This is a genomic window from Aeromonas sp. 96A (assembly GCF_051919165.1).
Lineage (GTDB): Bacteria > Pseudomonadota > Gammaproteobacteria > Enterobacterales > Aeromonadaceae > Aeromonas > Aeromonas veronii.
The window spans coordinates 3,310,487-3,333,959 of sequence record NZ_JBQBFE010000001.1 but is presented as its reverse complement, the minus strand read 5'-3'; the positions used below and the strand labels follow the sequence as shown (position 1 = coordinate 3,333,959).

General features: G+C 60.6%; 17 protein-coding genes, 4 tRNA genes and 1 pseudogene. 6 read left to right on the top strand and 16 right to left on the bottom strand.

Annotated features, from left to right (window positions below):
- Nucleotides 1-32: 32 nt before the first annotated feature.
- Nucleotides 33-1,460 (bottom strand): ammonium transporter, encoded by a 1,428-nt coding sequence (amt, locus tag ACTG2W_RS15460; protein WP_106843523.1) that lies wholly within the window; start codon nt 1,458-1,460, stop codon nt 33-35.
- Between the two features lie 505 nt (nt 1,461-1,965).
- On the opposite strand from amt, the gene ACTG2W_RS15455 reads away from it, so the two are divergent.
- On the top strand, nt 1,966-2,889 hold the full coding sequence (locus tag ACTG2W_RS15455) for a GGDEF domain-containing protein (RefSeq protein WP_106843522.1): 924 nt from the start codon (nt 1,966-1,968) through the stop codon (nt 2,887-2,889).
- Nucleotides 2,890-2,979: 90 nt separating this feature from the next.
- On the opposite strand, the gene ACTG2W_RS15450 is transcribed toward ACTG2W_RS15455, so the two are convergent.
- Entirely contained in the window at nt 2,980-3,603 is a 624-nt protein-coding gene (locus ACTG2W_RS15450) for an outer membrane beta-barrel protein (protein ID WP_106843562.1), read from the bottom strand.
- 252 nt (nt 3,604-3,855) lie between these two features.
- Here ACTG2W_RS15450 and ACTG2W_RS15445 point away from each other — a divergent pair, with 252 nt between their 5' ends.
- Complete coding sequence (locus tag ACTG2W_RS15445) at nt 3,856-4,494, top strand: exopolysaccharide biosynthesis protein (RefSeq protein ID WP_181281619.1); 639 nt, start codon at nt 3,856-3,858, stop codon at nt 4,492-4,494.
- Nucleotides 4,495-4,500: 6 nt separating this feature from the next.
- Here the strand turns inward: ACTG2W_RS15445 and ACTG2W_RS15440 are convergent.
- The 7 genes and pseudogenes from ACTG2W_RS15440 to plsY all read right to left on the bottom strand — a co-directional run.
- Nucleotides 4,501-4,674 (bottom strand): annotated as a pseudogene (locus ACTG2W_RS15440) (helix-turn-helix domain-containing protein); the annotation flags it as partial.
- A gap of 384 nt (nt 4,675-5,058) precedes the next feature.
- Nucleotides 5,059-6,231, bottom strand: a complete 1,173-nt coding sequence (locus ACTG2W_RS15435; RefSeq protein ID WP_106843520.1) for a CD0519/CD1768 family membrane protein — start codon at nt 6,229-6,231, stop codon at nt 5,059-5,061.
- A gap of 105 nt (nt 6,232-6,336) precedes the next feature.
- Nucleotides 6,337-6,412 (bottom strand) — tRNA-Asn (locus ACTG2W_RS15430).
- 8 nt (nt 6,413-6,420) lie between these two features.
- Nucleotides 6,421-6,496 (bottom strand) — tRNA-Phe (locus ACTG2W_RS15425).
- A gap of 3 nt (nt 6,497-6,499) precedes the next feature.
- Nucleotides 6,500-6,575: transfer RNA gene (locus tag ACTG2W_RS15420), tRNA-Thr, on the bottom strand.
- 52 nt (nt 6,576-6,627) lie between these two features.
- Nucleotides 6,628-6,703 (bottom strand) — tRNA-Phe (locus ACTG2W_RS15415).
- Nucleotides 6,704-6,750: 47 nt separating this feature from the next.
- On the bottom strand, nt 6,751-7,413 hold the full coding sequence (gene plsY / locus ACTG2W_RS15410) for a glycerol-3-phosphate 1-O-acyltransferase PlsY (RefSeq protein WP_139428311.1): 663 nt from the start codon (nt 7,411-7,413) through the stop codon (nt 6,751-6,753).
- Nucleotides 7,414-7,570: 157 nt separating this feature from the next.
- Between plsY and folB the strand changes: the two genes are divergently transcribed.
- From folB to ACTG2W_RS15395, 3 genes are all read left to right on the top strand, one after another.
- A complete protein-coding gene (folB, locus tag ACTG2W_RS15405; RefSeq protein ID WP_040068960.1) occupies nt 7,571-7,942 on the top strand; it encodes a dihydroneopterin aldolase in 372 nt (123 codons plus the stop codon).
- Complete coding sequence (folK, locus tag ACTG2W_RS15400) at nt 7,942-8,451, top strand: 2-amino-4-hydroxy-6-hydroxymethyldihydropteridine diphosphokinase (RefSeq protein ID WP_128834305.1); 510 nt, start codon at nt 7,942-7,944, stop codon at nt 8,449-8,451. The genes folB and folK overlap by 1 nt, the downstream gene beginning before the upstream one ends.
- Before the next feature lie 126 nt (nt 8,452-8,577).
- A complete protein-coding gene (locus ACTG2W_RS15395) occupies nt 8,578-9,066 on the top strand; it encodes a YbaK/EbsC family protein (protein WP_128834307.1) in 489 nt (162 codons plus the stop codon).
- On the opposite strand, the gene mdtD is transcribed toward ACTG2W_RS15395, so the two are convergent.
- The 6 genes from mdtD to ACTG2W_RS15365 form a co-directional block, all read right to left on the bottom strand.
- Entirely contained in the window at nt 9,038-10,450 is a 1,413-nt protein-coding gene (gene mdtD, locus ACTG2W_RS15390; RefSeq protein ID WP_128834308.1) for a multidrug transporter subunit MdtD, read from the bottom strand. The two genes, ACTG2W_RS15395 and mdtD, sit on opposite strands and share 29 nt — an antisense overlap.
- A gap of 68 nt (nt 10,451-10,518) precedes the next feature.
- Nucleotides 10,519-11,646, bottom strand: a complete 1,128-nt coding sequence (locus tag ACTG2W_RS15385) for a CobW family GTP-binding protein (RefSeq protein ID WP_181281618.1) — start codon at nt 11,644-11,646, stop codon at nt 10,519-10,521.
- Nucleotides 11,647-11,655: 9 nt separating this feature from the next.
- Nucleotides 11,656-13,050, bottom strand: coding sequence for a D-arabinono-1,4-lactone oxidase (locus ACTG2W_RS15380; RefSeq protein WP_335836902.1), 1,395 nt, complete (start codon nt 13,048-13,050; stop codon nt 11,656-11,658).
- A 162-nt stretch (nt 13,051-13,212) separates the two neighbouring features.
- A complete protein-coding gene (locus tag ACTG2W_RS15375) occupies nt 13,213-14,799 on the bottom strand; it encodes an EAL domain-containing protein (protein ID WP_335836901.1) in 1,587 nt (528 codons plus the stop codon).
- A 280-nt stretch (nt 14,800-15,079) separates the two neighbouring features.
- Nucleotides 15,080-17,677, bottom strand: a complete 2,598-nt coding sequence (acnB, locus tag ACTG2W_RS15370; RefSeq protein WP_139460945.1) for a bifunctional aconitate hydratase 2/2-methylisocitrate dehydratase — start codon at nt 17,675-17,677, stop codon at nt 15,080-15,082.
- Between the two features lie 229 nt (nt 17,678-17,906).
- The gene (locus ACTG2W_RS15365) at nt 17,907-20,168 is read right to left on the bottom strand and encodes a patatin-like phospholipase family protein (protein WP_335836934.1); all 2,262 of its coding nucleotides are present in this window, start codon (nt 20,166-20,168) and stop codon (nt 17,907-17,909) included.
- Between the two features lie 234 nt (nt 20,169-20,402).
- Between ACTG2W_RS15365 and ACTG2W_RS15360 the strand changes: the two genes are divergently transcribed.
- Nucleotides 20,403-22,313 (top strand): methyl-accepting chemotaxis protein, encoded by a 1,911-nt coding sequence (locus ACTG2W_RS15360; RefSeq protein WP_167567086.1) that lies wholly within the window; start codon nt 20,403-20,405, stop codon nt 22,311-22,313.
- 84 nt (nt 22,314-22,397) lie between these two features.
- On the opposite strand, the gene ACTG2W_RS15355 is transcribed toward ACTG2W_RS15360, so the two are convergent.
- Nucleotides 22,398-23,360, bottom strand: a complete 963-nt coding sequence (locus tag ACTG2W_RS15355) for a diguanylate cyclase domain-containing protein (protein WP_440016348.1) — start codon at nt 23,358-23,360, stop codon at nt 22,398-22,400.
- Nucleotides 23,361-23,473 lie beyond the last annotated feature (113 nt).

The following is a 23,473-nucleotide window of genomic DNA, read 5'->3' as shown; positions in this document are numbered from 1 at the left end:
CCCGGCGGTTTTTTGTTGTCTGACATTCGGGCTTACATGCTGTAAGCCTTCTCGCCGTGGGAGGTGACATCCAGCCCTTCCCGCTCGGCATCGCCATTCACCCGCAGACCCACCAGCATGTCGACCGCCTTGAAGGCAATCGCCGCCACGGCACCGGACCAGAGCAGAGTGACACCGACCCCGATGGCCTGGATCTTCACTTGTCCAAGGATGGAGTACCCCTCGGCCACCTGATTGGTGACATAGTCCCACACCCCGGTGCCGCCCAGATCCGGGCTGGCAAAGACGCCGGTCAGCAGAGCACCGAGAATGCCGCACACCCCGTGTACGCCAAACACGTCCAGACTGTCATCGGCCCCCAGCAGGCGCTTGAGACCGTGGACGCCCCACAGACCCGCCACGCCACTGATAAGGCCCATCACCAGACCACCGCCCACACCGACGAAACCGGCTGCCGGAGTGATCACCACCAGACCGGACACCGCACCGGATGCCGCACCCAGCAGGGAGGGACGTCCCTTCATCACCCACTCGGCCAGCGTCCATGAGAGAGCTGCCGCAGCCGGTGCCACCCAGGTGTTGATAAAGGCGAGTGCGGCGATACCGTTGGCTTCCAGCGCGGAGCCCGCGTTGAAACCGAACCAGCCGAACCAGAGCAGGGAGGCACCGATCATGGTCATGGTCAGGCTGTGGGGGGTCATGGGATCACGACCGTAGCCCAGACGCTTGCCCACCAGATAGGCACCCACCAGACCCGCCACGGCGGCGTTGATGTGCACCACTGTGCCGCCTGCAAAGTCCAGCGCACCATGCTGGAACAGATAGCCGGCAGTGGCGGTCGCTGTGGCCGCAGCCTCGGCGCTGGTATAGGCATCCGGACCCGCCCAGTACCACACCATATGAGCCAGCGGGATGTAGGCGAAGGTGAACCAGATCACCGAGAAGAGCAGCACGGCAGCGAACTTGATGCGCTCGGCGAACGCCCCCACGATAAGGCCGCAGGTGATGGCGGCAAAGGCCCCCTGGAACACCACATAGATCAGCTCGCTGATCCCGACACCTTTGCTGAAGGTGGCAGCGATGGAGTCAGGGGTCACCCCCTTGAGCAGCACCTTGCTGAAGGAGCCGTAGAAATTTCCCCCCTCGGTAAAGGCCAGCGAATAGCCGTAGATCACCCAGAGCACGCAGATAAGGCAGAACAGGGTAAAGACCTGCATCAGCACACTCAGCATGTTTTTGGCCCGCACCAAACCACCGTAGAAGAGGGCCAGACCGGGGATCGACATCAGGATCACCAGCGCCGCCGAGAGCAGCATCCAGGTGTTGTCACCCTTGTTGATTGTCATGGCGGCAACCGGTGCCACCGCCGCCTGTACCTGAGCGACCTCTTCGGCCCAACTTGGGGTAACCAGCAAGGCAGGCAACATCGTCAGACCCGCCATCATCCATTTTTTGACCATAGAGCACTCTCCTTCCCTGTCGTACCGGTACAAGACCGGCTCCGTTTCCCTGATTGAATCTGTGGCGAACCGCAAGGTGTTGCTGCAACCCGCCAGAATCACACCCGCGCCCGGCACGGGGATGCCTCTTGCCACTTCCTCATCACTGCATCTGCCGTCGATGACCGCAAGAGACCGTCTGACATGTAAAAAGCATAAAGCGGGCCACAAATTTAAATTCTTTAAAATCAAGGTATTAATAGGAACACGTATCATCAATGCACCAATTTGGCGCATGAGCTGCGCTAACCTGCCCAGGGTCGCCCTGTCGCAGGGCAGGCGATACGTCACGCACCAGAAGTGCGCAAACCCTGAGCCAGCCCACAAGCTGACGTCATCGATATCGCGCGCTGCAGGCCCGCTCGTTTACACTGACAGACCAGCCGTTTCCTGTTATCCGACCACGGCATGCCATTACACAGCCCCTTGTTTGCAACCTGATGGCAGGCCCAATCCGAGGAACACCATGCAGTTCGATCGTCTCGACATCAGCCTCTCCCACTACCGTCATCTCGACCGGGAGCATCGCGCCCACATCGCGCTGCTGGGGATAGTGATGCTGGCCATCATGGCCCTTCATCTGTTGCTGCTGCCCCACTTCCCCTACGAGCGCTTTTACGCCGTCAGCTTTGGCTTCGAGGTGATCAACTGGCTCACCATGCTGTTCCTGTTCTGGGTGGTGCAGTGCGCCCACCTGCCCACCCACACCTACCGCATGCTCTCCTGCGGTCTGATGTTGTGGATCATGGGGGCCACAGCCGACATCATGGATGAACTGGTGGCGCAGCCACTCTGGCTCGCCATCTATGCCGAGGATCTGCTGCGCTCCAGCGGCATCCTGCTCAGCAGCATCGGTATCCTGAGCACCATGCACCACCTCTTCCACATCAATACCCAGCTCAGACAGCAGGCGCTGTTCGACGATCTGACCCGGCTGCCAAACCGGCGCTACTTTCATCAGCAGCTGTTTCTGGAACAAGGGATTTGCCACGCCCTCATCCTGCTGGATCTGGATCACTTCAAGGTGATCAATGACAACTACGGTCACGATATCGGGGATCGGGTGTTGCAGCAGTTTGGCGAGCTGTTGCAACAGCACTGCCCGCCCGGTGCGCTGGCGGCCCGTGTCGGGGGTGAAGAGTTTGCCCTGCTGCTGCCCGTCGCCCACGAAGCCGAGCTACAGCAACTGGCCAACACCCTGCTCACTGCGACCCGCACCATAGCCCCCGACCCGGCCCATACCATGACGGTCAGCCTGGGAGTGGGAGTACGCGAGCCCAGGGAGCCGGCAGTCTCGCTATTCAAACGGGTGGATCAGGCGCTTTATGGCGCCAAGGAGGCGGGTAGAAACTGCGCGGTATGGGCGACGCCGACTAACAAGGAGGCGTAAAGAGCTATCGGTGGATTGCCGATCACGGCGAAACATTGCTGCTGAAACAGGGGCCCAAGGGCCCCTGTTTCATGGGGAAAATCCCCCCGCCTAAAAGCGGAAGGCAAGACCGATATTGGCCTGCCACTGGGTTACCAGCTCCCCGCGCACCTTGAACACGCACTGCTCCGGGTTGCAGAGAAACTGGTTGTTGTCGTTGACCAGCGAGCCATAACCGCGCACCTCGGCCCGCAGGGCCAGATGCTCGGCGAGGCGCGGTTGCACCCCGAGCGCCAGCGACATGGAAGGGGTCACCTCGCTGTCGTAGGCGGCAAAGCGGGTCACCCCGATCCCGGCGCCGATGTAGGGCGCCATCAGGTTGTCAGAGAGGGTCAGCGCACCGGCAAAGTGCAGGGTGTCCACCGTCAGGCGATCCGGCAGGTCGGGAGAGAGGGTGGTGGACTGATGGCTGTAGAGCAGCTCAATCATGCCGGGATCATCCACCTCCTTGCTGATAAAGAGGCCCCAGCTGCCGGAGCTCTGCCCCTGCAGTGAATCAAACGATGCAGAAAGCGGCACCGGCTGCACCACATCGTCACTCTTCTCGAAGTCGATGGCTGAGCTGTAGCCGAAAAATGGCGTCACCTGCCAACCGGATGTGGTCGAGGCCTCGCTACTCCAGGCCTGCCCCAGTGGCAGCAACAGCCCCATCATCGCTATACCGGCTCTCTTCATCATCATCCCCTGTTCCCTTTGTGATTGTGCAGAAAGCATACCAGAGGCATCCTGCGCCCATCCTAAACGGCAGCTGTACCGGATCACTTTCATCGCGGGATTTCCCTCTCGCCGGAACCTCCGCCGAGCCTCCCCACTGGCACCGCTAAGCCCCCCCTGCCACCATTCATCGACGGTTAACCTCTGCCACGTATGCTGGCGCCAAATCGGGTCATCGGGGCCCGTTATCACTACTCAAAAGGACATCAGGGAATGGTTGCCGCGCAACTCAACGACCCCAAAACTACCCTCGCGGATACCCTGCGGGCCACCGCGCATGCCATCGACGAGAGCCACATCAGCCTGCGCCAGATGCTCGCGCTGGTGGGCGAGCAGGGCATGCTGCTGTTTTGCGTGCTGCTCACCGTCCCCTTCCTGCTGCCGGTCTCCATTCCCGGGGTCAGCACCCCGTTTGGCCTGCTGATCCTCTTTATCGGGATCGGCATCACCCTCAATCGGGTGCCCTGGCTGCCCGCCATGCTGATGGAGCGCCGCTTCGCTGCCGACCAGCTCAAGCCGACCCTGCACAAGGGGGCGGATCTGCTGGCCCGGGTCGATCGCGTTATCCGCCCGCGCCTGCTGGTGCTGACCGGCAGCAGCACGGTCAACCGCTGCAACGGCCTGCTGATCATGCTGGCCGCCCTGCTGCTGATGCTGCCCCTGGGCGCCATCCCGTTCACCAACGCCATGCCCGCCTGGGCCATCCTGCTGCTGGCCACCGGCATGTTGCAGCGGGACGGTCTGTTCATTGCCAGCGGCTATCTGTTGGTAAGTGCGACCCTGGTCTGGTTCAGCGTGCTGGCCATCGGCTTGCTGATGGCGGGCCAGAGCGCCACCAGTTTGCTCGGCTAACCCGACGGGCAATTTGTCGAGCAATCCCTCGGCGCCATAGGTCTGGTAATTACGGCGAATTTCGTAGAACTGCTGACGGCTGTAGCCGATGAGCTTGCAGGCTTTGCTGACATTATTGAGCTCTTTGGCAAGCTCTAGCAGGCTGAGTTTGCGACGTGCTACTTTCTCGTTGGTGGTCATACGGTGACTCCGGATAACACGGTAGGGGTACCGTTTTGTTATCCGGTTTGAAGCCGTATGACCACTCCCTTTTGTGGGCAACTGTCAGGTGAATACCATCTCCATACAGAAAAGAGGCTCGATAGTAGCAAAGAACCCCCTTGGATTCCTTGTTGGTCGTCACATGGTGCCTGTTGGCTTGAGCGTTAACTCAGCAGCAAAGACCAGCGAAATGGCCGGTCGACGAACACACCTATCTACTCATCTTTGTGACGCAGCGCTCCACGTACATACCCTGGCCACAAAGACCTGATATAGACCGTAACGGCTTATGGTACTGTAACTGACAACCACAAATGCAAAGAGGCTCTGAAGAGCCTCTTTGCATTTGTGTCTGAACCCGACTCAGCCCAGTAGCAGATAGAGCTGGTGCGCCGCCACACCGGCGCACAGGCCACCGATAGTGTGGGCGACGATGGCGCGGGAGGTGAGGTGGCGATAGCCGAGGGCATCGAGCATGGCGGTGTGGGTGCTCAGGAAGCCACTCCAGCACATCCCCATGGCGGTAAACACCGCGACCTCGTTACCGGTGATCCACCCTTTGGCAATAAAAGGCGGCACCAGCGACATGGCGGCACCGACCGCACCGAGGGAGGTAGCCGGGAAGGCGACCAGCTCCGGCTGCTGGAAGCCAAACAGCAGGTCAAACAGCCAGCTCACCTTGGCGGCCAGCACCGGCAGCAGGGCTACTCCCTGAAACGCTTCGCCGGTATAGCCCTTGTCGCTTGGACCGAAGGTCAGCAGCATCACGAAGGTACTGATGATCAGCACCCCGGGGATCACCGCCATCCCCAGCTCCACGCCAGATTTGCCGCCATCGAGTAGAGAGTTGAGGATCCGCAGCCAGCCGGGAGCCGCCTCTTTGGTCACCCCTACCTTGCGGCCGTCGGACGATATAGCGTCATCGTTCAGCACTTCCCCCACCAAGGGGCGGATCATCCGCTGCATCAGTCGGGTAGAGACCACCGAGCCTACCAGAGCACCGAGCAGACCAATCAGCGCCGCGCTGGCGGTGGATTCACCGCTCGGTAGTTGCAGGGTGGCCATAAAGGTGACCACGATCAGCCCCATGCCAAAGGCGGTGCCGAAGTTGGTGAGCGACACCAGTTGCCACGGGGTGAAGCCTTTGCGAAAGCGGCTGTCCTTGGCGAGGCTGATCACCGCCGGGTTGTCGGAGAAGAAGGTCATCAGCGCCGCCAGCGCGGTGCGACCGGGCAAACGAAACACCGGCTTCATCAGCGGGGCCAGCAGTACCTCCAGCAGGCGGATCACCCCGAACTCGCTCAAGAGCTGGCTCAGGGCACCGGAGAGCACCGTGATCCCCATGATAAAGAGCACTGTATTGAGCAGCAGCTGGTGGGCGGTATTGAACAGGGTGTTGACCATGGCAGAGAGGCCCATCTGGCTGCCGAGGTAACCGAACAGGCTGCCAAGAATAAGCAGTACCAGCACGGGTTCCATCCAGTTCCTAATGGCGGCAAGTCGCCCCTTTGACTCTATAACTACATGATTTTCCATATCTATCCTGCGGTTCATCTGTGCGTGTGTGGTTGTTTTTATGGTTAAAAAATGGCTGCGCCAAATAGAAAAAAGCCCTTGTCTTGCGACAAGGGCTTTTTGAATTGGCTCCTCCTACTGGACTTGAACCAGTGACATACGGATTAACAGTCCGCCGTTCTACCGACTGAACTAAGGAGGAATTGTAATTGGTGCCCAGAGACGGAATCGAACCGCCGACACGGGGATTTTCAATCCCCTGCTCTACCGACTGAGCTATCTGGGCAAATGGTGCCGGCTACCGGAATCGAACTGGTGACCTACTGATTACAAGTCAGTTGCTCTACCTACTGAGCTAAGCCGGCACACTTTAAACCATTGTGCATGAACAAATTTTTTATTTCATGGCACCAAAATTGGTGCCCAGAGACGGAATCGAACCGCCGACACGGGGATTTTCAATCCCCTGCTCTACCGACTGAGCTATCTGGGCGTGGGCGCTATTAAACGGATTTTAAGGCGGATGGTCAACGGGAAATTTCACTTTTTGTCTCGTTCGTCTCTTTTTTGCGCAACATCGTCCATTTCTGCCACTTCTTCGGCACAGGCCGCGCCTTTTCGCCCCCAGACTCTGGGTTCCTCCCCCTTGAGCAGGCGGGAGATGTTCTCGTGATGGCGGATCAGGATGAGGCAGGAGAGCAGGGAGACTGGCAGGGTATATTCGGGTTTGAGCAGGTAGGTAAAGAGCGGCGTCAGCAGCACGGTAATGATGGAGGCCAGCGAGGAGTAGCCGCTCACCAGCAACACCAGCAGCCAGGTGCCAATCACGGCGCCCCCCATGGTAAAGCCGATGGGCATCATGGTGCCCAGCGCCGTCGCCACCCCTTTGCCACCACGAAAATGAAAGAAGATGGGGTACATATGGCCGAGGCAGGCGGCGACCCCGATAAAGCCGAGGTAGACGGGTTTGATCTGCAGATACCAGGCGAGATAGACAGGCACAGTGCCCTTGAGCACATCGAGCAGCAGCACCACCAGCGCCGCCAGCCGGCCACCGAGGCGCAGCACATTGGTTGCCCCCGGATTGTGGGAGCCATGATCCCGCGGGTCGGGCAGACCGCTGCAGCGGGAGACCAGCACAGCACTGGATAGTGAACCACCCAGGTAGGCCAGAATAATCATCAAAATCGTCAGGGCCGTCATCTTGGTCGTTTTTACCACGATATGAATGGGGTATGATGCGGGCCACATACGCTGGCATGGGCCCATGCCCACCCAGAGCGCCTCGGCAAGCCTGTTGCCCGGCCAGCATCCCTGCGCTGTCATCACAGCCCATCAAGAGTAAAGAAGAAGTACAGTCATGGACAAGGTGTTTATTCGCGGACTCGAAGTTTTGACCACCATCGGTGTATATGAGTGGGAGAAGGGCATTCGCCAAAAGCTCCGTTTTGACCTCGAGATGGGGTTCGACAACCGCCCCGCGGCAGCAACCGACGACATCAATCTGGCACTGGATTATGCCGACCTCTCCAACAAGATTTGCGAGCATGTCAGCGGCAAAGTGGTCGAGCTGGTCGAGACCATGGCCGAGCAGGTCGCCATGCTGGTTCTGACCGACGAGCGGGTACAGTGGGTCAAGGTGACCCTCACCAAGCCGGGTGCCGTGCCCAATGCCGCCGGAGTCGGCGTCGAGATCCTGCGCCATCGCACCCCGGCCGCGAGCAGCAACTGATGACCACCATCTATATCAGCCTCGGCTCCAACATCGAGCGGGATCGCCATATCCGTGCCGGGCTCGATGCCCTGCACGCCGAATTTGGTGAGCTGCGGGTCTCCCGGGTATTCGAGAGCGAGGCGGTCGGCTTCAACGGCCGCCCCTTCTACAACCTGGTGGCGGCTGCCGAGACCGATCTGCCGCTGACCACCGTCTGCCAGCGACTGCGGGCCATGGAGTTCGCCCACGGCCGTGAGCCGGATGCCAAGAAGTTCGCCCCGCGCACCCTGGATCTCGACCTGCTGCTCTATGGCGATCTGGTCTGCGACACCCCGCTGGTGCTGCCGCGCGGTGAAGTGCTCACCAACGCCTTCGTGCTCTGGCCGCTGGCCGAGCTGGCCCCCAAACTGCGCCACCCCGTCGATGGCCGCTCCATGGGCGAGCTGTGGCAAGCCTATGACAAGGCTTCCCAGCAGCTGTGCCCCATTCCCTTTCACTGGGAAGCGTGCGAATTGCAGCATCACTGATCCGCAAGGGCGCCTCACGGCGTCCTTGTTGTTTTCACGGACAGGGTTGCTTATCACGGATAAGAAAGTGTCATTGGGCCTGACCCTGCGAGGCTGGCAGGATAGCGCCCACTACAGGAGAACCCCATGCCACTCGATACCATTCACCATTTCAACTGCCAGCTACTGGCCGAACTGCCCCACCAGCGCTATGAGCACGAGCCCATCCTCGACTACGCCACCGATGAAAAGGTCAAAGCCCGCCTCGGCTGGCAGGCTGAGTTCAGCAAGACCCTGTTTCTCAAGTTCAAGGATGGCCGCTTCGCCCTGCTGCTGACCCACAGGGACGGACGGCTCGACAACAAGGCGGTCAAGGCCGCGCTCGGTGCCAAGCCCTCCATCTGCACCGCCGAAGAGATGCAGGCGGAGATCGGCTGCCTGCCGGGAGCAGTCTGCCCCTTCCTGCCCCGTGCCGATATTCCACTACTGGTGGACCCGCAACTGCTCAACCACACCGCCTTCACCTGGACCCCGGGCCACCCGGAGCAGACCTTTCTGCTGACGACCGAGCATCTGGCCGAGGTACTGGCGCAGCTCCCCTGCCAAGTCAGCTATCTGCCCGCACCGACGGCGTAGCCCCATCGTGCGCCAGCTGGGCGAAGATCAACGCCGCCAGCATGGAGAGCAGCCCGACACAGAGGTAGGTAAGGTGGAACCCGGCCAGCCACTGGCCGTTAGCCGCTGAGGTACCCGCCGAGAAGAGCCCGAGCAGGCTGGCGGCAATCGCCACCCCCAAACTCATGGAGAGCTGCATCACCACCGAGAGCAGACCGTTGCCACTGCTGGCCAGAGTCGGGCTGAGATCTTGCAGCGTGAGCGTGTTCATGGCGGAGAACTGCAGCGAGTTGATGGCGCCGAAGATCGCCAGCCAGCCCAGCAAGACCCCGTAGGGGAGCTGGTTGTCGATGAAATAGAAGCTGGCGATCATCGCCCCCAGTAGCAGGGTGTTGCCGATCAGGATGCGGCGATAGCCCACCTTCGGAATAAGCTTGTTCACCAGCGTCTTGGTCAGCATGGCGCCAATCACGGTGGGGATCATGGTCATCCCCGCCTTGCTCGGGGAGAAACCGAGCCCCAGTTGCAGAAACAGCGGAGTGAGGAAGGGCATGGCGCCGCTGCCGAGGCGGGCAAACAGGTTGCCCCAGATGCCGATGGCAAAGGTGGCGGTCTTGAACAGGTTCAGGCTAAAGAGCGGCTGCGGTGCATTGGCGGCATAGAGCCAGTAGCTCGCCATCGCCGCCAAGCCGAAGATCAGTGCAAACAGCGCCCAACCGGTGGAGATGCTGTGCTCCCCCAAACCCTGCAAGCCGACCGACACCAGTACCATGCCGACGCTGAACAGCACAAATCCCTGCCAGTCGAACCGGGCGGTCTGCTGCCGCAGCTCCGGCATAAAGTGCCAGCTGGCGATAAAGCCGAGCAACCCCACCGGCAGGTTGATGAGAAACACCCAGTGCCAGCTCGCCACTTCCACCAGCCAGCCACCGAGCGCCGGCCCCATCAACGGGCCGAGCAGCCCCGGAATGGTGACAAACGACATCACCCGCAGCAGCTCGTGCTTGTCATAGACCCGCAGCACCGCCAACCGCCCCACCGGCATCAGCAGCGCACCGCCAATCCCCTGAAGCACACGGGCGGCCACCAGCATGGAGAGCGAATTGGAGGCGGCACAGGCGAGCGAGCCGAGCGTGAAGAGCGAGATGGCGGTCAGATAGATGCGGCGGGTGCCGAATCTGTCTGCCAGCCAGCCGGAGGCCGGGATCAGCAGCGCCACCGTCAGCATGTAGGCAATGATCACCGACTGCATCTGCAGCGGGCTCTCCCCCAACGTCTCGGCCATGCTGGGCAGGGCGGTGTTGAGAATGGTGCCATCCAGCGACTGCATGAAAAAGCCGACTGCCGCCAGCATGGGCAGCCACTTGCGCTGGGCCGGGGTCACCCCGAGTGAAACTTCCGCCATAACAGACCACCTCCACTTCAGGAATAAAAAGACCCGCTCTCGTTGTTACGGGCGGGTCATGTCAGACATCAGGCATCCGGCTGGCCAAGCATGGCCTTGAGCTGCTCTTCGAGGCTGGGCTCGGGTGCCTTGAGGGTATCAAGAAACAACCGCTCTATGCCCGCCTTGTCCTGACTTTTCACGATAAACACCAGTCGGGACTGGGCCTTGCCCTCCGGCCAGTCGCCCAGCGCCTGCAGCGGATAGAGCTGGCCGTGGACGCCGTGGATCACCACCGGCTGGCTCTCCCCCTCCAGCTGCAAGATCCCCTTGAGGCGCAGCAGGGCATCGCCGTATTGGGCCTGCACCGCATCGATGGCGGCCAGCAGGCGAGAGGGCTTGAGCGGCTCACCGATACGCAGGGAGAAACTCTCGATGTTGCCGTGCTCGAAGTGGGTGGGCGCAGCTGTGCCCACCTTGGCGGCGAACGGTTGCATCTTCGGCTGCATCGGTGACGCCAGCCCCTGCTTGGGGGATTCGGTGCGCAGCCAGGCCAGCAGCTGGCGCACATCGCGCCCCGCCGCTTCGTTGTAGGCGCCGAGCTTCTCCAGCACTGCTGGCGACAGCTCGCCATTGGTCACCTGCTGGATCGGGGCCGCCGGGTTGAGTGCCGCCAGCTGGGCTTCGACCCTCGCCAGCTGCTCGCCATCCACCAGATCCCCCTTGCTCACCACCAGCAGATCCGCCAGCGCCACCTGTTTCACCGCCTCATACTGGGCCGCCAACTGCTGCTCGATATGACCGGCATCCACCACGGTGACGGTGCCATCGAAGCGGTAGCGCTGGGCGATAAAGCCCTCTTCGCGCAGGGTAAAGAGCACGGGAGCAGGATCTGCCAGACCGGTGGTCTCGATAATCAGCCGCTTGAACGGTTTGATCTTGCGCTGGATGGCCTTCATAAAGAGCCCCTGCAACGCCTCCACCAACGAGCCCTGCACCGAGCAGCAGATGCAGCCGGAGTCGAGCAGCATCACCTGCTCATCCACCTGTTGCACCAGATGGTGATCCAGCCCCACCGAGCCGAACTCGTTGATCAGCACGGCGCACTCGCCAAGCTCCGGCTGCTTGACCCAGTGGTTGAGCAGCGTTGTCTTGCCGCTACCGAGAAAGCCGGTCAGCAGGGTCACTGGGATACGGGTATCTTGCATATCGGTCATGTCAGATCCTTACCGGTTGGCAAACAGGTCGCTGAGCCAGCGGTTTTCAAAGCGGCCGTGGGGGTCGAGCTCGGCTTTCAACGCCACGAAGTCGTTCCAGCGTGGCAACAGGGCCGGGAAGTCGTAGAGATCCATCGCCAGATGCTTGCCGAAGTGGGGAATGCCGCCAAGGGGCGCCAGCAGTTGCTGCAGCTCGCGCATCTGCTCCATGGAGCCGTTGACGAAGGTGCCGTCCGCCGCCAGATAGACCAGAAACCCGATCCAGCAGACCGGCTGGCCGTAAGCGGCACTTAGCCAGGCCTCGGAAGGGCCGGTGCAGCGCAGGATAAAGGGGTAGTGCAGTACGCCCGGATTGGCCTGCTGCCACGCTTGCAGAGTCTCCAGCGCCTCGTTCATGCGATGAAGCGGCACCGCCACCTCACAGTTGATCTGGGGGGCCGGGATCCCCTTGCAGAGAATTTGGTAGACGTTGCCCACCAGATCGGAGGCATCCTTGAAGCGGCGCACCGTCTCGAAGTGCTCGCCAGCCAGCGCCTCATCCTTGGTGTCTTTCGCCATCTTCTGCAAGGTGGCATCAATGGTGGCGTTCATGCGGGCGTCGATATCGCCATCCAGCAGCAGCGGCTCGCTGCCGCCGGCGCGGTAACGGGCCACCTCCTCATCGGAAGCGGGATCCACCAGCCAGATGTGGCTCTCGCCGGTCCAGGCAAACCACCAGCTCTTCACAAAGCCGTGCTCACGGTTGAGCCGCTCGTTGTGCTCCAGGAGGAAGGGGTAATCGGTGGTGAACTTGGTGCAGCGCATAATGCGATTGGGCACAGTGCGCAGGGTGACGTCGAGCAGTATGCCGAGCATGCCCATCCCCATCACGAAGGCCCCGAAGCGCGGGTCGGTGCGATCCACCCGGATGATGTCGCCATTGGCCAGCATCACCGTCATCGCCTCCACCGCATCGCAGAGGGCAGACTGGTGCAGCCCCTGACCGTGGGTGCCGGTGCTGAGGGCGCCGCCCAGGGTCTGAATGCCGATAACGCCCGGGGATGCGGGCAGCATCCGCTCCATGGCGATCAGCTCGGCATAAACGGTATCGAGCGGCGTCCCCGCCTGATATGTCACGGTATCGGCCGTTTTCGCCAGCTGGCCGCGCAGGTGGTGCAAGTCCACCAGCAGCGCCTGACTGCCCTCGGCATAGACGCTGTGGATGGGTTCGAAGGAGAGGCCGGAGCCGATAAGGCGCAGCTTGCGCTCGGGGAGTTCCCGCAGCAGCATTTGCAACTCGTCGCGGGTTTTCGGGCGCCACACCTGATCCAGCGCCCCGAGGGGATTGGTTCTAGACCAGTTGAACAGCACCTCCCGATTACCGATCGCCTTGATGCTGTGAAATGCCTGGAACTGAACCGTCATACCGCGCCTCATCTTTTACTGACGTCAAAATGAGCGCTGATTCTACCGAAAAGCGAGCCGCAAGGCATGAAAAACAAGCCCCTGCACTCGAGGGGGGATAGGGAGAGAGCACTCCCCTACCCTGCCAGACGGGAGCGTGGCCGCCCGTCTGTCACCGATAAATCAGGTCGCATTCGGGATGCCTCGCACCCCATCTGGCTGGCGGGTTTGTGCCTCTTCCGGCAGCAGCTCCTCGCAGAACTGGCGCAGCGGCATGGGACGGGCAAACAGGTATCCCTGTAAATAATCGACCCCTTTGGCCCTGAGGTAGTCAGCCTGACGCTCGCTCTCCACCCCTTCCGCCACCAGCGCCAGACCGAGCCGGGTCGCCAGATCGATCACGTTGTCCACGATATGTTCCGAGAGCGACTCGGTACCGATGCGGGCGATAAAGGATTTGTCGATCTTGAGGTAATCCACATGGAACTGTTGCAGGTAAGCCAGGCTGGAGTGGCCGGTACCAAAGTCGTCGATGGCGAGTTTGACCCCCATCTCGTCCAGCTGGCGGAACAGGGAGAGGGTCTGGGGATCTGACATCAACAGCTCCCGCTCGGTCAGCTCCAGCACCAGTACCACCTTGCCGGGGAGGAAATGCCCGAGGAAGGCGCGACACTCGGCCAGCAGGGCAAAATCGTGGCAATGGGCGGCGCTGATGTTGAAGCTGATATGAAACCCATCGGGCAACTGCTCCTGAGAGCGGTTCAACCGTGTCGCCACCTGCTTCATGATATGGGTGGTCATGGGAACGATCAGTCCCGACTCCTCCGCTTGCGGGATAAAGAGATCGGGCCGGATCACCCCTTCATTGACATGCTCCCAGCGCATCAGCACCTCGGCGCCCATCATCTTGCCGTCGTGGCTGGCAATCAGCGGCTGCAGGTAGGGAACAAACTCCCTGGCTCGCAGGGCCCGTCGCAATTCATCTGTTGGCGAGCCGGGACGCCCCAGTACCCACCACACCAGCCAAGCCAGCAAAAGCGAGGAAACAGCCAGCCACGACAGCGCCACATGCCGCGCGGCCCACAGCGACTTCCAGTAGACCGGCATGGCATAACCGGCATGGATGGTGAAAGGATAATGGGATGAGGTGAGGGCCTGGCTGATCCCGCGATGGAGGGTGGGCGCCTCGCTCAGATAGCGGCCAGACTCATTGAGCCAGGCCGACCCCACCTGCAGATAAAGCGCACTGGATTTTCCGCTCATGGAGAGCATGAAACTGAGCTGGGTACTGTCGATGGCGCTCAAGGCGGCATCCTTGCCCTGCTCGGTGCGCACCACCAGCAGCGGGTGATTTTGCCGCACCCGGTTGCCATGCATCAGCAACAGCTTGCGGCCGGTGTAGATGGAGCCGTCATCGGCATCATTGGCCTCACCAAACAGCGAAGTGCAATTGATGATGCCGTTTCGCACCAGATTGACCGAACGCAGGAAGGGCTCGATGGCGACCTTCTTGCGCAGCACCAGCAGGTTGTCGCGACAGGGAGCATTCACCAGAGGCAGCACGGAGCGATTGGCCTGCTCCGCATGATCCAGCATCGACTCCATCAGGGTTCTGGCCTTGTGGGCCGAGGCGCTGGATTCCGCTTTCAGCTCCTGCACATAATTGCTGTGGATGAGCCAAGCTCCCACCAGCAGCGGCAAGGTAAAGACCAGCAAGGCACCGCCGAAGCGTAACCCGGTTCGGGAGAGATCGATCCTGAACAGAAACATAAAGAACCACGCCGCAATTCGTCAGGCCTGCCAACGCAAGCACCCAGTGAACAGATATCCACTTTCCCTCGATAACGATGCCTCATCATTACCGCACATAACCGAACAACATAACCCAAAGCGTTTATAAAACGAACCACCAAACAGGTGGTTGGATCTCTCTAGCAAGGATCGTGCAAACAATCTTCAAAAAAGACGGTGAATAACACACAAATAAATAATGCCGCGTAAATACGCGGCATTATTGGCTTCTTATTGCGCAAATCGCGCAAGAACTCCGTTAAACGGCTTGCTGCAGGATCACCGCATCGGCCTTCTTGGTGTAGGAGGCGATCTCGTTGAAGTTGAGGTAGCGGTAAGTATCTGCCGCAGTGGCATCGAGCGCCTTGGCGTACTGCAGGTACTCCGCCACGGTCGGGATCTTGCCGAGGATGGCGGCAACGGCGGCCAGCTCCGCAGAGGCCAGATAGACGTTGGCACCTTTACCCAGACGGTTCGGGAAGTTACGGGTGGAAGTGGAGACCACCGAGGCTCCTTCCGCTACCCGCGCCTGGTTGCCCATGCAGAGGGAGCAGCCAGGGATCTCGATGCGGGCACCGACGCGACCAAAGATGCCGTAGTAGCCCTCTTCGGTCAGCTGATCCTTGTCCATCTTGGTGGGTGGTGCGATCCACATGCGGGTCGGCAGCTCGCCCTGATACTTCTCGAGCAGTTTGCCGGCGGCACGGAAGTGACCGATGTTGGTCATGCAGGAACCGATGAACACTTCGTCGATCTTGTCACCAGCCACGTCGCTCAGCAGACGGGCATCGTCCGGATCGTTCGGCGCACACAGGATCGGCTCCTTGATGGTGGCCAGATCGATCTCGATGATTTCGGCGTACTCGGCATCCTTGTCCGCTTCCATCAGGGTCGGGTTGGCCAGCCACTCTTCCATCCCCTTGATGCGACGGGTGATGGTGCGTACGTCGCCGTAACCTTCGGAGAGCATCCATTTCAGCATCACGATGTTGGACTTCAGATACTCGATAATCGGCTCTTTATCCAGCTTGATGGTGCAACCGGCAGCGGAGCGCTCGGCGCTGGCGTCCGCCAGCTCGAATGCTTGCTCTACCTTCAGGGTAGGCAGACCTTCGATCTCGAGGATGCGGCCGGAGAAGATGTTCTTCTTGCCCGCTTTCTCGACGGTCAGCAGCCCTTTCTGGATGGCGGCGTAGGGGATGGCATGAACCAGATCACGCAGGGTGATGCCCGGTTGCAGCTCGCCCTTGAAGCGCACCAGCACGGACTCCGGCATATCCAGCGGCATGACGCCTGTGGCGGCGGCGAAGGCCACCAGACCGGAGCCCGCCGGGAAGGAGATACCGATGGGGAAACGGGTGTGGGAGTCACCACCGGTACCCACGGTATCCGGCAGCAGCATGCGGTTCAGCCAGGAGTGGATGACGCCGTCACCCGGACGCAAGCTCACACCGCCGCGGTTCATGATGAAGTCCGGCAGGGTGTGGTGGGTCTGCACGTCGATGGGCTTCGGATAGGCCGCGGTGTGGCAGAAGGACTGCATGGTCAGGTCGGCGGAGAAGCCGAGGCAGGCCAGATCTTTGAGCTCGTCGCGGGTCATCGGGCCCGTGGTGTCCTGGGAGCCGACCGTGGTCATCTTGGGCTCGCAGTAAGTGCCCGGGCGAATGCCTTTCACGCCACACGCCTTGCCCACCATCTTCTGGGCCAGGGTGAAGCCTTTGCCGGTATCGGCCACCGGCTGCGGGCGACGGAATACGGTGGAGAACGGCAGACCCAGCGCTTCGCGGGCCTTGTCAGTCAGACCGCGACCGATGATCAGCGGAATACGGCCACCGGCGCGTACTTCGTCGATCAGTACGTCGGTTTTCAATTCAAACTGCGCCAGCACCTGGTCGGTGCCGTGTTTGCAGATCTTGCCGGCATAGGGGTAGATGTCGATCACATCGCCCATCTCCAGCTTGGAGACGTCCACTTCGATGGGCAGTGCGCCGGCATCTTCCATGGTGTTGAAGAAGATCGGGGCAATCTTGCCACCCAGACAGACACCGCCAGCGCGCTTGTTCGGCACGAACGGAATGTCGTCGCCCATAAACCAGAGCACCGAGTTGGTGGCGGATTTACGGGAAGAGCCGGTACCGACCACGTCACCCACATAGGCCAGCGGGAAGCCTTTCTCTTTCAGGGCATCGATGGTCTTGATGGGGCCGACGGCGCCATCCTTGTCCGGGGTAATGCCGGGACGAGCGTTTTTCAGCATCGCCAGCGCGTGCAGCGGAATGTCCGGGCGGGACCAGGCGTCCGGTGCCGGAGAGAGGTCGTCGGTGTTGGTTTCGCCGGTCACCTTGAACACGGTGACAGTGATCTTCTCGGCCAACTCCGGGCGGGAGAGGAACCACTCGGCATCAGCCCAGGACTGCATCACCTGTTTGGCGTGGACATTGCCCGCCTTGGCCTTCTCTTCCACGTCATGGAAGGAGTCAAACATCAGCAGGGTGTGGGAGAGCCCCTTGGCGGCAAGCGGCGCCAAAGTGGCGTGATCCAGCAGGTCAATCAGCGGCTGAATGTTGTAACCACCCTGCATGGTGCCCAGCAGCTCAACGGCTTCGGCTGCAGTCAGGATGGGAGAGTGGGCTTCGCCCTTGGCGACGGCGGTGAGGAAACCGGCTTTGACATAGGCCGCTTCATCAACACCGGGGGGAATACGGGAGGACAACAGCTCTTTCAGAAAGTCTTCTTCGCCAGCGGGCGGGTTCTTGAGAAGCGTTACCAGGGCGGCGACCTGCTCTGCATCCAGAGGTTTGGCAACCACGCCCTCGGCGGCACGTTCTGCGACGTGTTTACGGTATGTTTCAAGCACGACTAATTCCTCTTTGGTCTTTTTTTGGGGTTCGCCCACGCTCGCGGCGATCGTCCTTGCGGGACACCCCGTAGGGTGCTCCCCACTATATAAGTTTTAACGACTAATTAAAATCCAAACCCTGTTTACTTATTCACCACAAAATCGTAACCAATTAAACAGACTGGTATTTTTTGAAAATTAATTGAACGCCCCCAATCAGAGTTAACAAATTGGCATCATTTCAGCATTATTCGAACGTACTGCCCAATTGCAGATAGAAGACGTCATTGCCCCCCTCCGCCATGCCGTAGCCGAGGAACACAGGGCCGAGGAAGCTCTCCACCCCGACATAAACCGACCCGGCGGTAAACGAGCTCTCCAGACTGATATCCTCACCCTTGTTCCAGACCCCGCCCTGCTCCAGAGATCCACCCAGATAGAGCGGCATCTTGAGGGCACCGAAGTCGTTGTCTGCCACCCGATAGATGTAACGCAGGCCACCAAACAGGCTGTAGCGACCGCTCAGCTGGTAGCGCTGGAAACCGGAGAGGCGGAACAGCCCGCCCAGATCCTGAATATGCAGCGGCACCACTTCTTCACTGCCCGAGCCTCCCCCTTCGAGGATCAGGTTGAGGCTGTGCCTGTCCCATGACCAGGGCTTGATCATGGAGAGTTGATAATTCCAGCCTTCACTGCGCCCATCTGCTGACTCGAGTCCATCCACACTGACATGGGAGTGGCCCAGTTTCATGTCCCATTTCATCCCCTGATAGGGGAAATAGAGGCTATCCAGATTGTCGTGTTCAAAGCGGACATAGGGGCCCCACGCCGTGGCATCCATCTCCAGCCCCTTGAAGTTCTTCACATCAATCGTACCCAGTTGTCCCTCCAGTCCCATCGACAACCGGCTCCAGGGCTGGCGGTTCCAGCCCACCGCCAGATCGCCGCTGAAGAAGGAGTATTCGGAGTCGAGATAGCTTATCGAAACCGTCTCGGGATCCGGATTGGGGAAAAACAGGCGGCGCAGGGTCTGGTCATAGGCCAGACTCGCCTCACCATAGAAGGTCTGGGAGGGTTCGAGCGGGGTATAGAAGTCGGTCTTGATATGTTTGGCCGTGCCCAGCGACGCTTCGGTCAGCCACTCCGCTCCCCACTCGTTGACGTTGGTGAGGGTATAGGACATGCCGACGTTGTAGTTGGAGGTGTTCTCGAAGTCATCGGTGAAACCGAACTGGAAGTTGAGGTAGCCCGGCCCCCAGTTCTTCTCGCTGGCGTCCACCAGCAGCACGTTTTCCCCGTCACGCTCCTCCACCTCGTAGGTGATGCGATCGAACGACTCAAGGGCATAGAGGCGGCGAATGCCCGCCTCCAGACTCTCGTTGGTCTGTACCTTGTCCGGCCGCACTTTCAGCATGGCGCGCACCGTCTCATCGGAGAGGCGCGACTTGTTGATGATCTCCACCTTGTCAATGAAGTAGGCGGGCTGACCGCTACGCTCGGCACGGCGGCTCAGCTTCTGGTTGCGATAGGCGTTGTACTGCGCCTTGGTGAGCGACAGCTTATCGAGTTGCAGCGACACCTTGTCAGCCGCCGTTTCACCGATCTTGATCCCCTCCGGCATCCGGGCAAAGTCGGCGATCCCCATATCGCCAAACTCGGGGGCGATCAGAATATCCCTGGGTCCCATCAGCGCCTTCTGTTTGTCAGTGCCCACCTGGGTCATGTAAGTAGTGAGCTGGTCGATCATGGCTAACCCTGACTTGAGGGACTCCCGGGTACGCAGCTTGGCACCGATATCCACCGCGATCACCACGTCGGCCCCCATCGCCTTGGCGACATCCACCGGCATGTTGTTGACGCTGCCGCCGTCCGCCAGGATGTGCCCCTCCCACTCCACCGGCTTGAGGGCGCCGGGAATGGACATGGAGGCCTGCATCGCCTTGGCCAGGCTGCCGTGATCCAGCACAAAGGGGGTGACCGTCTCCATGTCGGTCGCCATGGCGCGGTAGGGAATGGGGAGATCGTCGAAACTCGCCTGCACCGGCAGGTTGGAGGTGGCCCCCCGTAGCAGGCTGGCCATGGATTGGCCCTGGAAGAAACCGTCCGGCAGCTGGGTGGTGTCGCCATTCACCCCGATGTCGGTGCGCAGCTGATACTGCTCGTTCTGCTGCTTTTTGCGCAACGACAGTTCGTCGCGGCCCACCTTGTCCTGATACCCCTTGTTCCAGTCGATGGCCAAAGTGGTGCGCTCCACCTCCTCGGCACTGAGCCCCATGGCGTACATCCCCGCCACATAAGAGCCCATGCTGGTGCCGACTATGATGTCGACCGGAATCCGTTTCTGTTCCAGCACTTTGAGGATGCCGATATGGGCCGATCCCTTGGCGCCGCCTCCGCTGAGCACCACCGCAATTTTCGGGCGTTCCCCCTGTGCCGCCACAGCCAGCAGCGGGCAGGCCGCCAGCATCACCAAAAGCAGACGGGTCCATCCCGCACCTAAGCTGCGCATCATATTTTCCATATTATTCAGAGGGTCAGTCACCAAGGATGGCCTCTACTATAAGGGGCCCGGCAGTTAGCGCAACCGTCAATCCGCATCCCGCCTGTGCAGCATGCTGAAGGGGCAAGCCGCCGCCCCTGTGAGCGCAAACGTAATCCGCAAATAAAGGGCTGCAAGCCTCATGAGTAGCGCCGCGCTGCCGCTAATATGAGCGTCGTCAATCTCAACCTTTTGAGCACCTTTATGCTGGCAACCCTCACTCTTAAACAGAAAATACTGGCCACGGTCACCCTGGCCGTGGTCGTCTCCTGCCTGCTGGTAGGCTACTTCAGTCAACGCTCGGCCCAGCAACTGATCGAAAACCGGATGTTCGAGCAGGAGCTCCCCAACCTGACCCAGCGGATCAGCAAGGAGATTGAACAGGATCTCCACGGCATCGCCCAGGCCGCCCGCCAACTGGCTACCGACCGCTTCATTCTCGACTGGGTGGATCGGGGCATGCCAAAAGAGCAGGAGCCAATCCTCATCAACCAGCTCAAGGATGTGGCCAACCAGTACGGACTGGTGACCGCCTCCTTCGCCGATCGCCAGACCGCTGCCTACTACAACCAGGATGGCTTTCTGCGCAACCTGACACCCACGCAAGACGCCTGGTTCTATGACTACACCAAGAGCCAGAAGGAGATGACCCTCAGCATCTTCCGCGAGAGCAACGGCGAGGTGAAGCTGTTCGTCAACTTCCAGCAGCTCAACGGGCGCGGGCTGGCCGGCTTTGCCAAATCCCTCGACACCATGGTGGCCATGGTCTCCAACTTCCGGCTGGAAGAGAGCGGCATCGTCTTTATGGTCGATGGCAGCGGCAAGGTGAAGCTGCACCCCGAGGCCAACCGCATCGAGCGTGACACGCTTGGCAACATTGCCAGCGGTGATACCGGCAGCCTGCTGGCCAAACGTCCCTTTGCCGTCATCAACGCCGAAGTCAATGGCGAGCCCATGGTACTGGCCAGCAGCTATATCCCGCTGCTCGACTGGTATCTGGTGGCCCAGGTGCCAGAAGCCGAGATCTATGCCGAGCTGGAGCAGACCCGCAACGAGATCCTGATGATCTCGCTGGTGATTGCGCTGGCCATGGGGCTGATGGGGATGTTGCTGGCAGGCTCGGTCAGCCGCCCGCTTAACGAGCTGGCCCGCCTGTTCAAGGAGCTGGGCAGCGGCGATGGGGATCTTACCCAGCGACTGAAAGTGGAAGGACGTGACGAACTGAGTCAGGTCGCCACCGGTTTCAACAACTTCGTCGCCAAGATCCACGGCTCCATCGAGCAGGTGGCGGAGAACTCCCGCCAGCTCGCGGCCACAGCCAACGAGGTGGCCAACAAGGCGCAGCTGACCCAGCACAACTGTACTGCCCAGCGCGATCGCACCGTGCAGGTGGCCACCGCCATCCACGAAATGGGGGCCACGGTGAGCGAGATCGCCGGTAACGCTTCGCTGGCAGCCGAAGTAGCCAGACAGGCCAACGATCAGGCCGATGCGGGTGCGGTAGTGGTGGCGCAGGCGCGCCACGGCATCGTCGACCTCTCCGGCGAGATTGAGCAGGTGGCAGGGGTTATCGAGTCGCTGGCGAGCCAGACCGACTCCATCGGCAGCATCCTCGAAACCATCCGCAGCATCTCGGAGCAGACCAACCTGCTGGCACTGAACGCCGCCATCGAGGCCGCTCGCGCCGGTGAACAGGGTCGCGGTTTCGCCGTGGTGGCAGATGAGGTGCGCAATCTGGCCAACCGCTCCGCCGCCTCGACCGCCGAGATCCAGGGGATGATCAACCGCTTGCAGGAGCAGAGTGCCCGCGCCGTCAGCGCCATGGCGCAGGGGCGTAACCAGAGTCTGGAGGTGGTGAGCCAGGCCGATGAGGCCAACGCCGCGCTCGGCCAGATCACCGCCCACATTACCCAGATCAACGACATGAACATCCAGGTCGCCACCGCCACCGAGGAGCAGTCGAGCGTTGTCGGCGAGATCAACCGCAACGTGGAGGATATCAACCAGCTCACCATGGAGACCGCCGATATCGCCCACCAGCTGACCGAATCAAGCCGCAGCCTGCAGCAGCTCTCCGGTCAGCTGGACAAGCTGGTTGGCAACTTCCGACTCTGACCCCGACCTTGACCTGATCCATCAACAACAGAGAGCGCCGTGGCGCTCTCTGTTGTTTTGGTGGCGGCTAATCCGATATAGCTGTCAGCTCTTGCCATCCCGTTTGCGCTGATACATCAGCTCATCCGCGCGGGTGAGCAGCTCGGCAAGGGAGACACAGCCGCGCCCGTCATAGCAGACAATCCCCGTGCTGCAGGTCAGCGCATAACCGCAACCATTGTGCTGATTGTGCTCGGCCAACATGGCATTGAAACGCTCATAGGCCAGTTGCGCCTGCGCCTCCACCACATTGGGCAACAGGACGGCAAACTCATCGCCGCCCATGCGGGCAAACACGTCGGCGCCACGAAAAGCCTGCTTGAGCAGAGTGGCAAAGGCGATCAGGGCCCGATCCCCTTCTGCATGCCCCCACCGATCATTGATCTCCTTGAAGCCATTGAGATCCAGATAGAGCAGCGCCAGCGGCATCTGCAAGCGACTGGCCAGCGAGAGGCTCTTCTCCGCCAGCATCACGAACCCGCGCCGATTGGAGATCAGGGTCAACTCATCAATGGTGGCCAGCTGCACTGCTTCGAGCTCCCGCACCACCATCGCCGCCAGATCCTTGAGCAGCCCCACATCCTCGTCGCTCAATTCCCGCGGCTCCGTATCTATGATGCAGAGCGTCCCCAATTTGCAGCCGTTGGCGATCCGCAGTGGTTGTCCGGCATAGAAGCGGATGCCGGGCCCACCCACCACCAGCGGATTGTCGGCAAAGCGGGGATCCTGCGAAGCATCCGGCACGATAAAGGTCTCATTGCCCATAATGGCGTGGCCACAGAACGAAATGTCCCGGGCTGTCTCGCGGACCTCCAGTCCGATACAGGATTTGAACCACTGGCGATCTTCATCCACCAGACTCACCAGCGCGATGGGGACATTGAATACCCGTCTGGCCATGCGGGTCAGCCGATCAAACCGCTCCTCAGCCTCGGAATCCAGCAAAGAGAGCCGCCGCAGGGTCTCCAGCCGCAATGCCTCATCGGGTGGAATAGGTGCTTCTAGCATCGTGCCTCTCTCGTCAGTGCCAAAACCTATCTTTAGCATATTGGGCTTTGCTGAAGTCGGGGCAGCAAGGAGAAAACAAAAAGCCGCTCATTCGAGCGGCTTTTTAGACAAGC

What these genes read in the sequence shown, in the direction of transcription:
- ACTG2W_RS15435 (WP_106843520.1), bottom strand. Translation starts at nt 6,231, where the DNA reads ATGGAAAATCATGTAGTTATAGAGTCAAAGGGGCGACTTGCCGCCATT.
- ACTG2W_RS15385 (WP_181281618.1), bottom strand. Translation starts at nt 11,646, where the DNA reads ATGACCGATATGCAAGATACCCGTATCCCAGTGACCCTGCTGACCGGC.
- folK (WP_128834305.1), top strand. Translation starts at nt 7,942, where the DNA reads ATGACCACCATCTATATCAGCCTCGGCTCCAACATCGAGCGGGATCGC.
- ACTG2W_RS15455 (WP_106843522.1), top strand. Translation starts at nt 1,966, where the DNA reads ATGCAGTTCGATCGTCTCGACATCAGCCTCTCCCACTACCGTCATCTC.
- folB (WP_040068960.1), top strand. Translation starts at nt 7,571, where the DNA reads ATGGACAAGGTGTTTATTCGCGGACTCGAAGTTTTGACCACCATCGGT.
- mdtD (WP_128834308.1), bottom strand. Translation starts at nt 10,450, where the DNA reads ATGGCGGAAGTTTCACTCGGGGTGACCCCGGCCCAGCGCAAGTGGCTG.
- ACTG2W_RS15395 (WP_128834307.1), top strand. Translation starts at nt 8,578, where the DNA reads ATGCCACTCGATACCATTCACCATTTCAACTGCCAGCTACTGGCCGAA.
- ACTG2W_RS15355 (WP_440016348.1), bottom strand. Translation starts at nt 23,360, where the DNA reads ATGCTAGAAGCACCTATTCCACCCGATGAGGCATTGCGGCTGGAGACC.
- ACTG2W_RS15445 (WP_181281619.1), top strand. Translation starts at nt 3,856, where the DNA reads ATGGTTGCCGCGCAACTCAACGACCCCAAAACTACCCTCGCGGATACC.
- ACTG2W_RS15365 (WP_335836934.1), bottom strand. Translation starts at nt 20,168, where the DNA reads ATGCGCAGCTTAGGTGCGGGATGGACCCGTCTGCTTTTGGTGATGCTG.
- amt (WP_106843523.1), bottom strand. Translation starts at nt 1,460, where the DNA reads ATGGTCAAAAAATGGATGATGGCGGGTCTGACGATGTTGCCTGCCTTG.
- ACTG2W_RS15450 (WP_106843562.1), bottom strand. Translation starts at nt 3,603, where the DNA reads ATGAAGAGAGCCGGTATAGCGATGATGGGGCTGTTGCTGCCACTGGGG.
- ACTG2W_RS15380 (WP_335836902.1), bottom strand. Translation starts at nt 13,050, where the DNA reads ATGACGGTTCAGTTCCAGGCATTTCACAGCATCAAGGCGATCGGTAAT.
- ACTG2W_RS15360 (WP_167567086.1), top strand. Translation starts at nt 20,403, where the DNA reads ATGCTGGCAACCCTCACTCTTAAACAGAAAATACTGGCCACGGTCACC.
- ACTG2W_RS15375 (WP_335836901.1), bottom strand. Translation starts at nt 14,799, where the DNA reads ATGTTTCTGTTCAGGATCGATCTCTCCCGAACCGGGTTACGCTTCGGC.
- plsY (WP_139428311.1), bottom strand. Translation starts at nt 7,413, where the DNA reads ATGACGGCCCTGACGATTTTGATGATTATTCTGGCCTACCTGGGTGGT.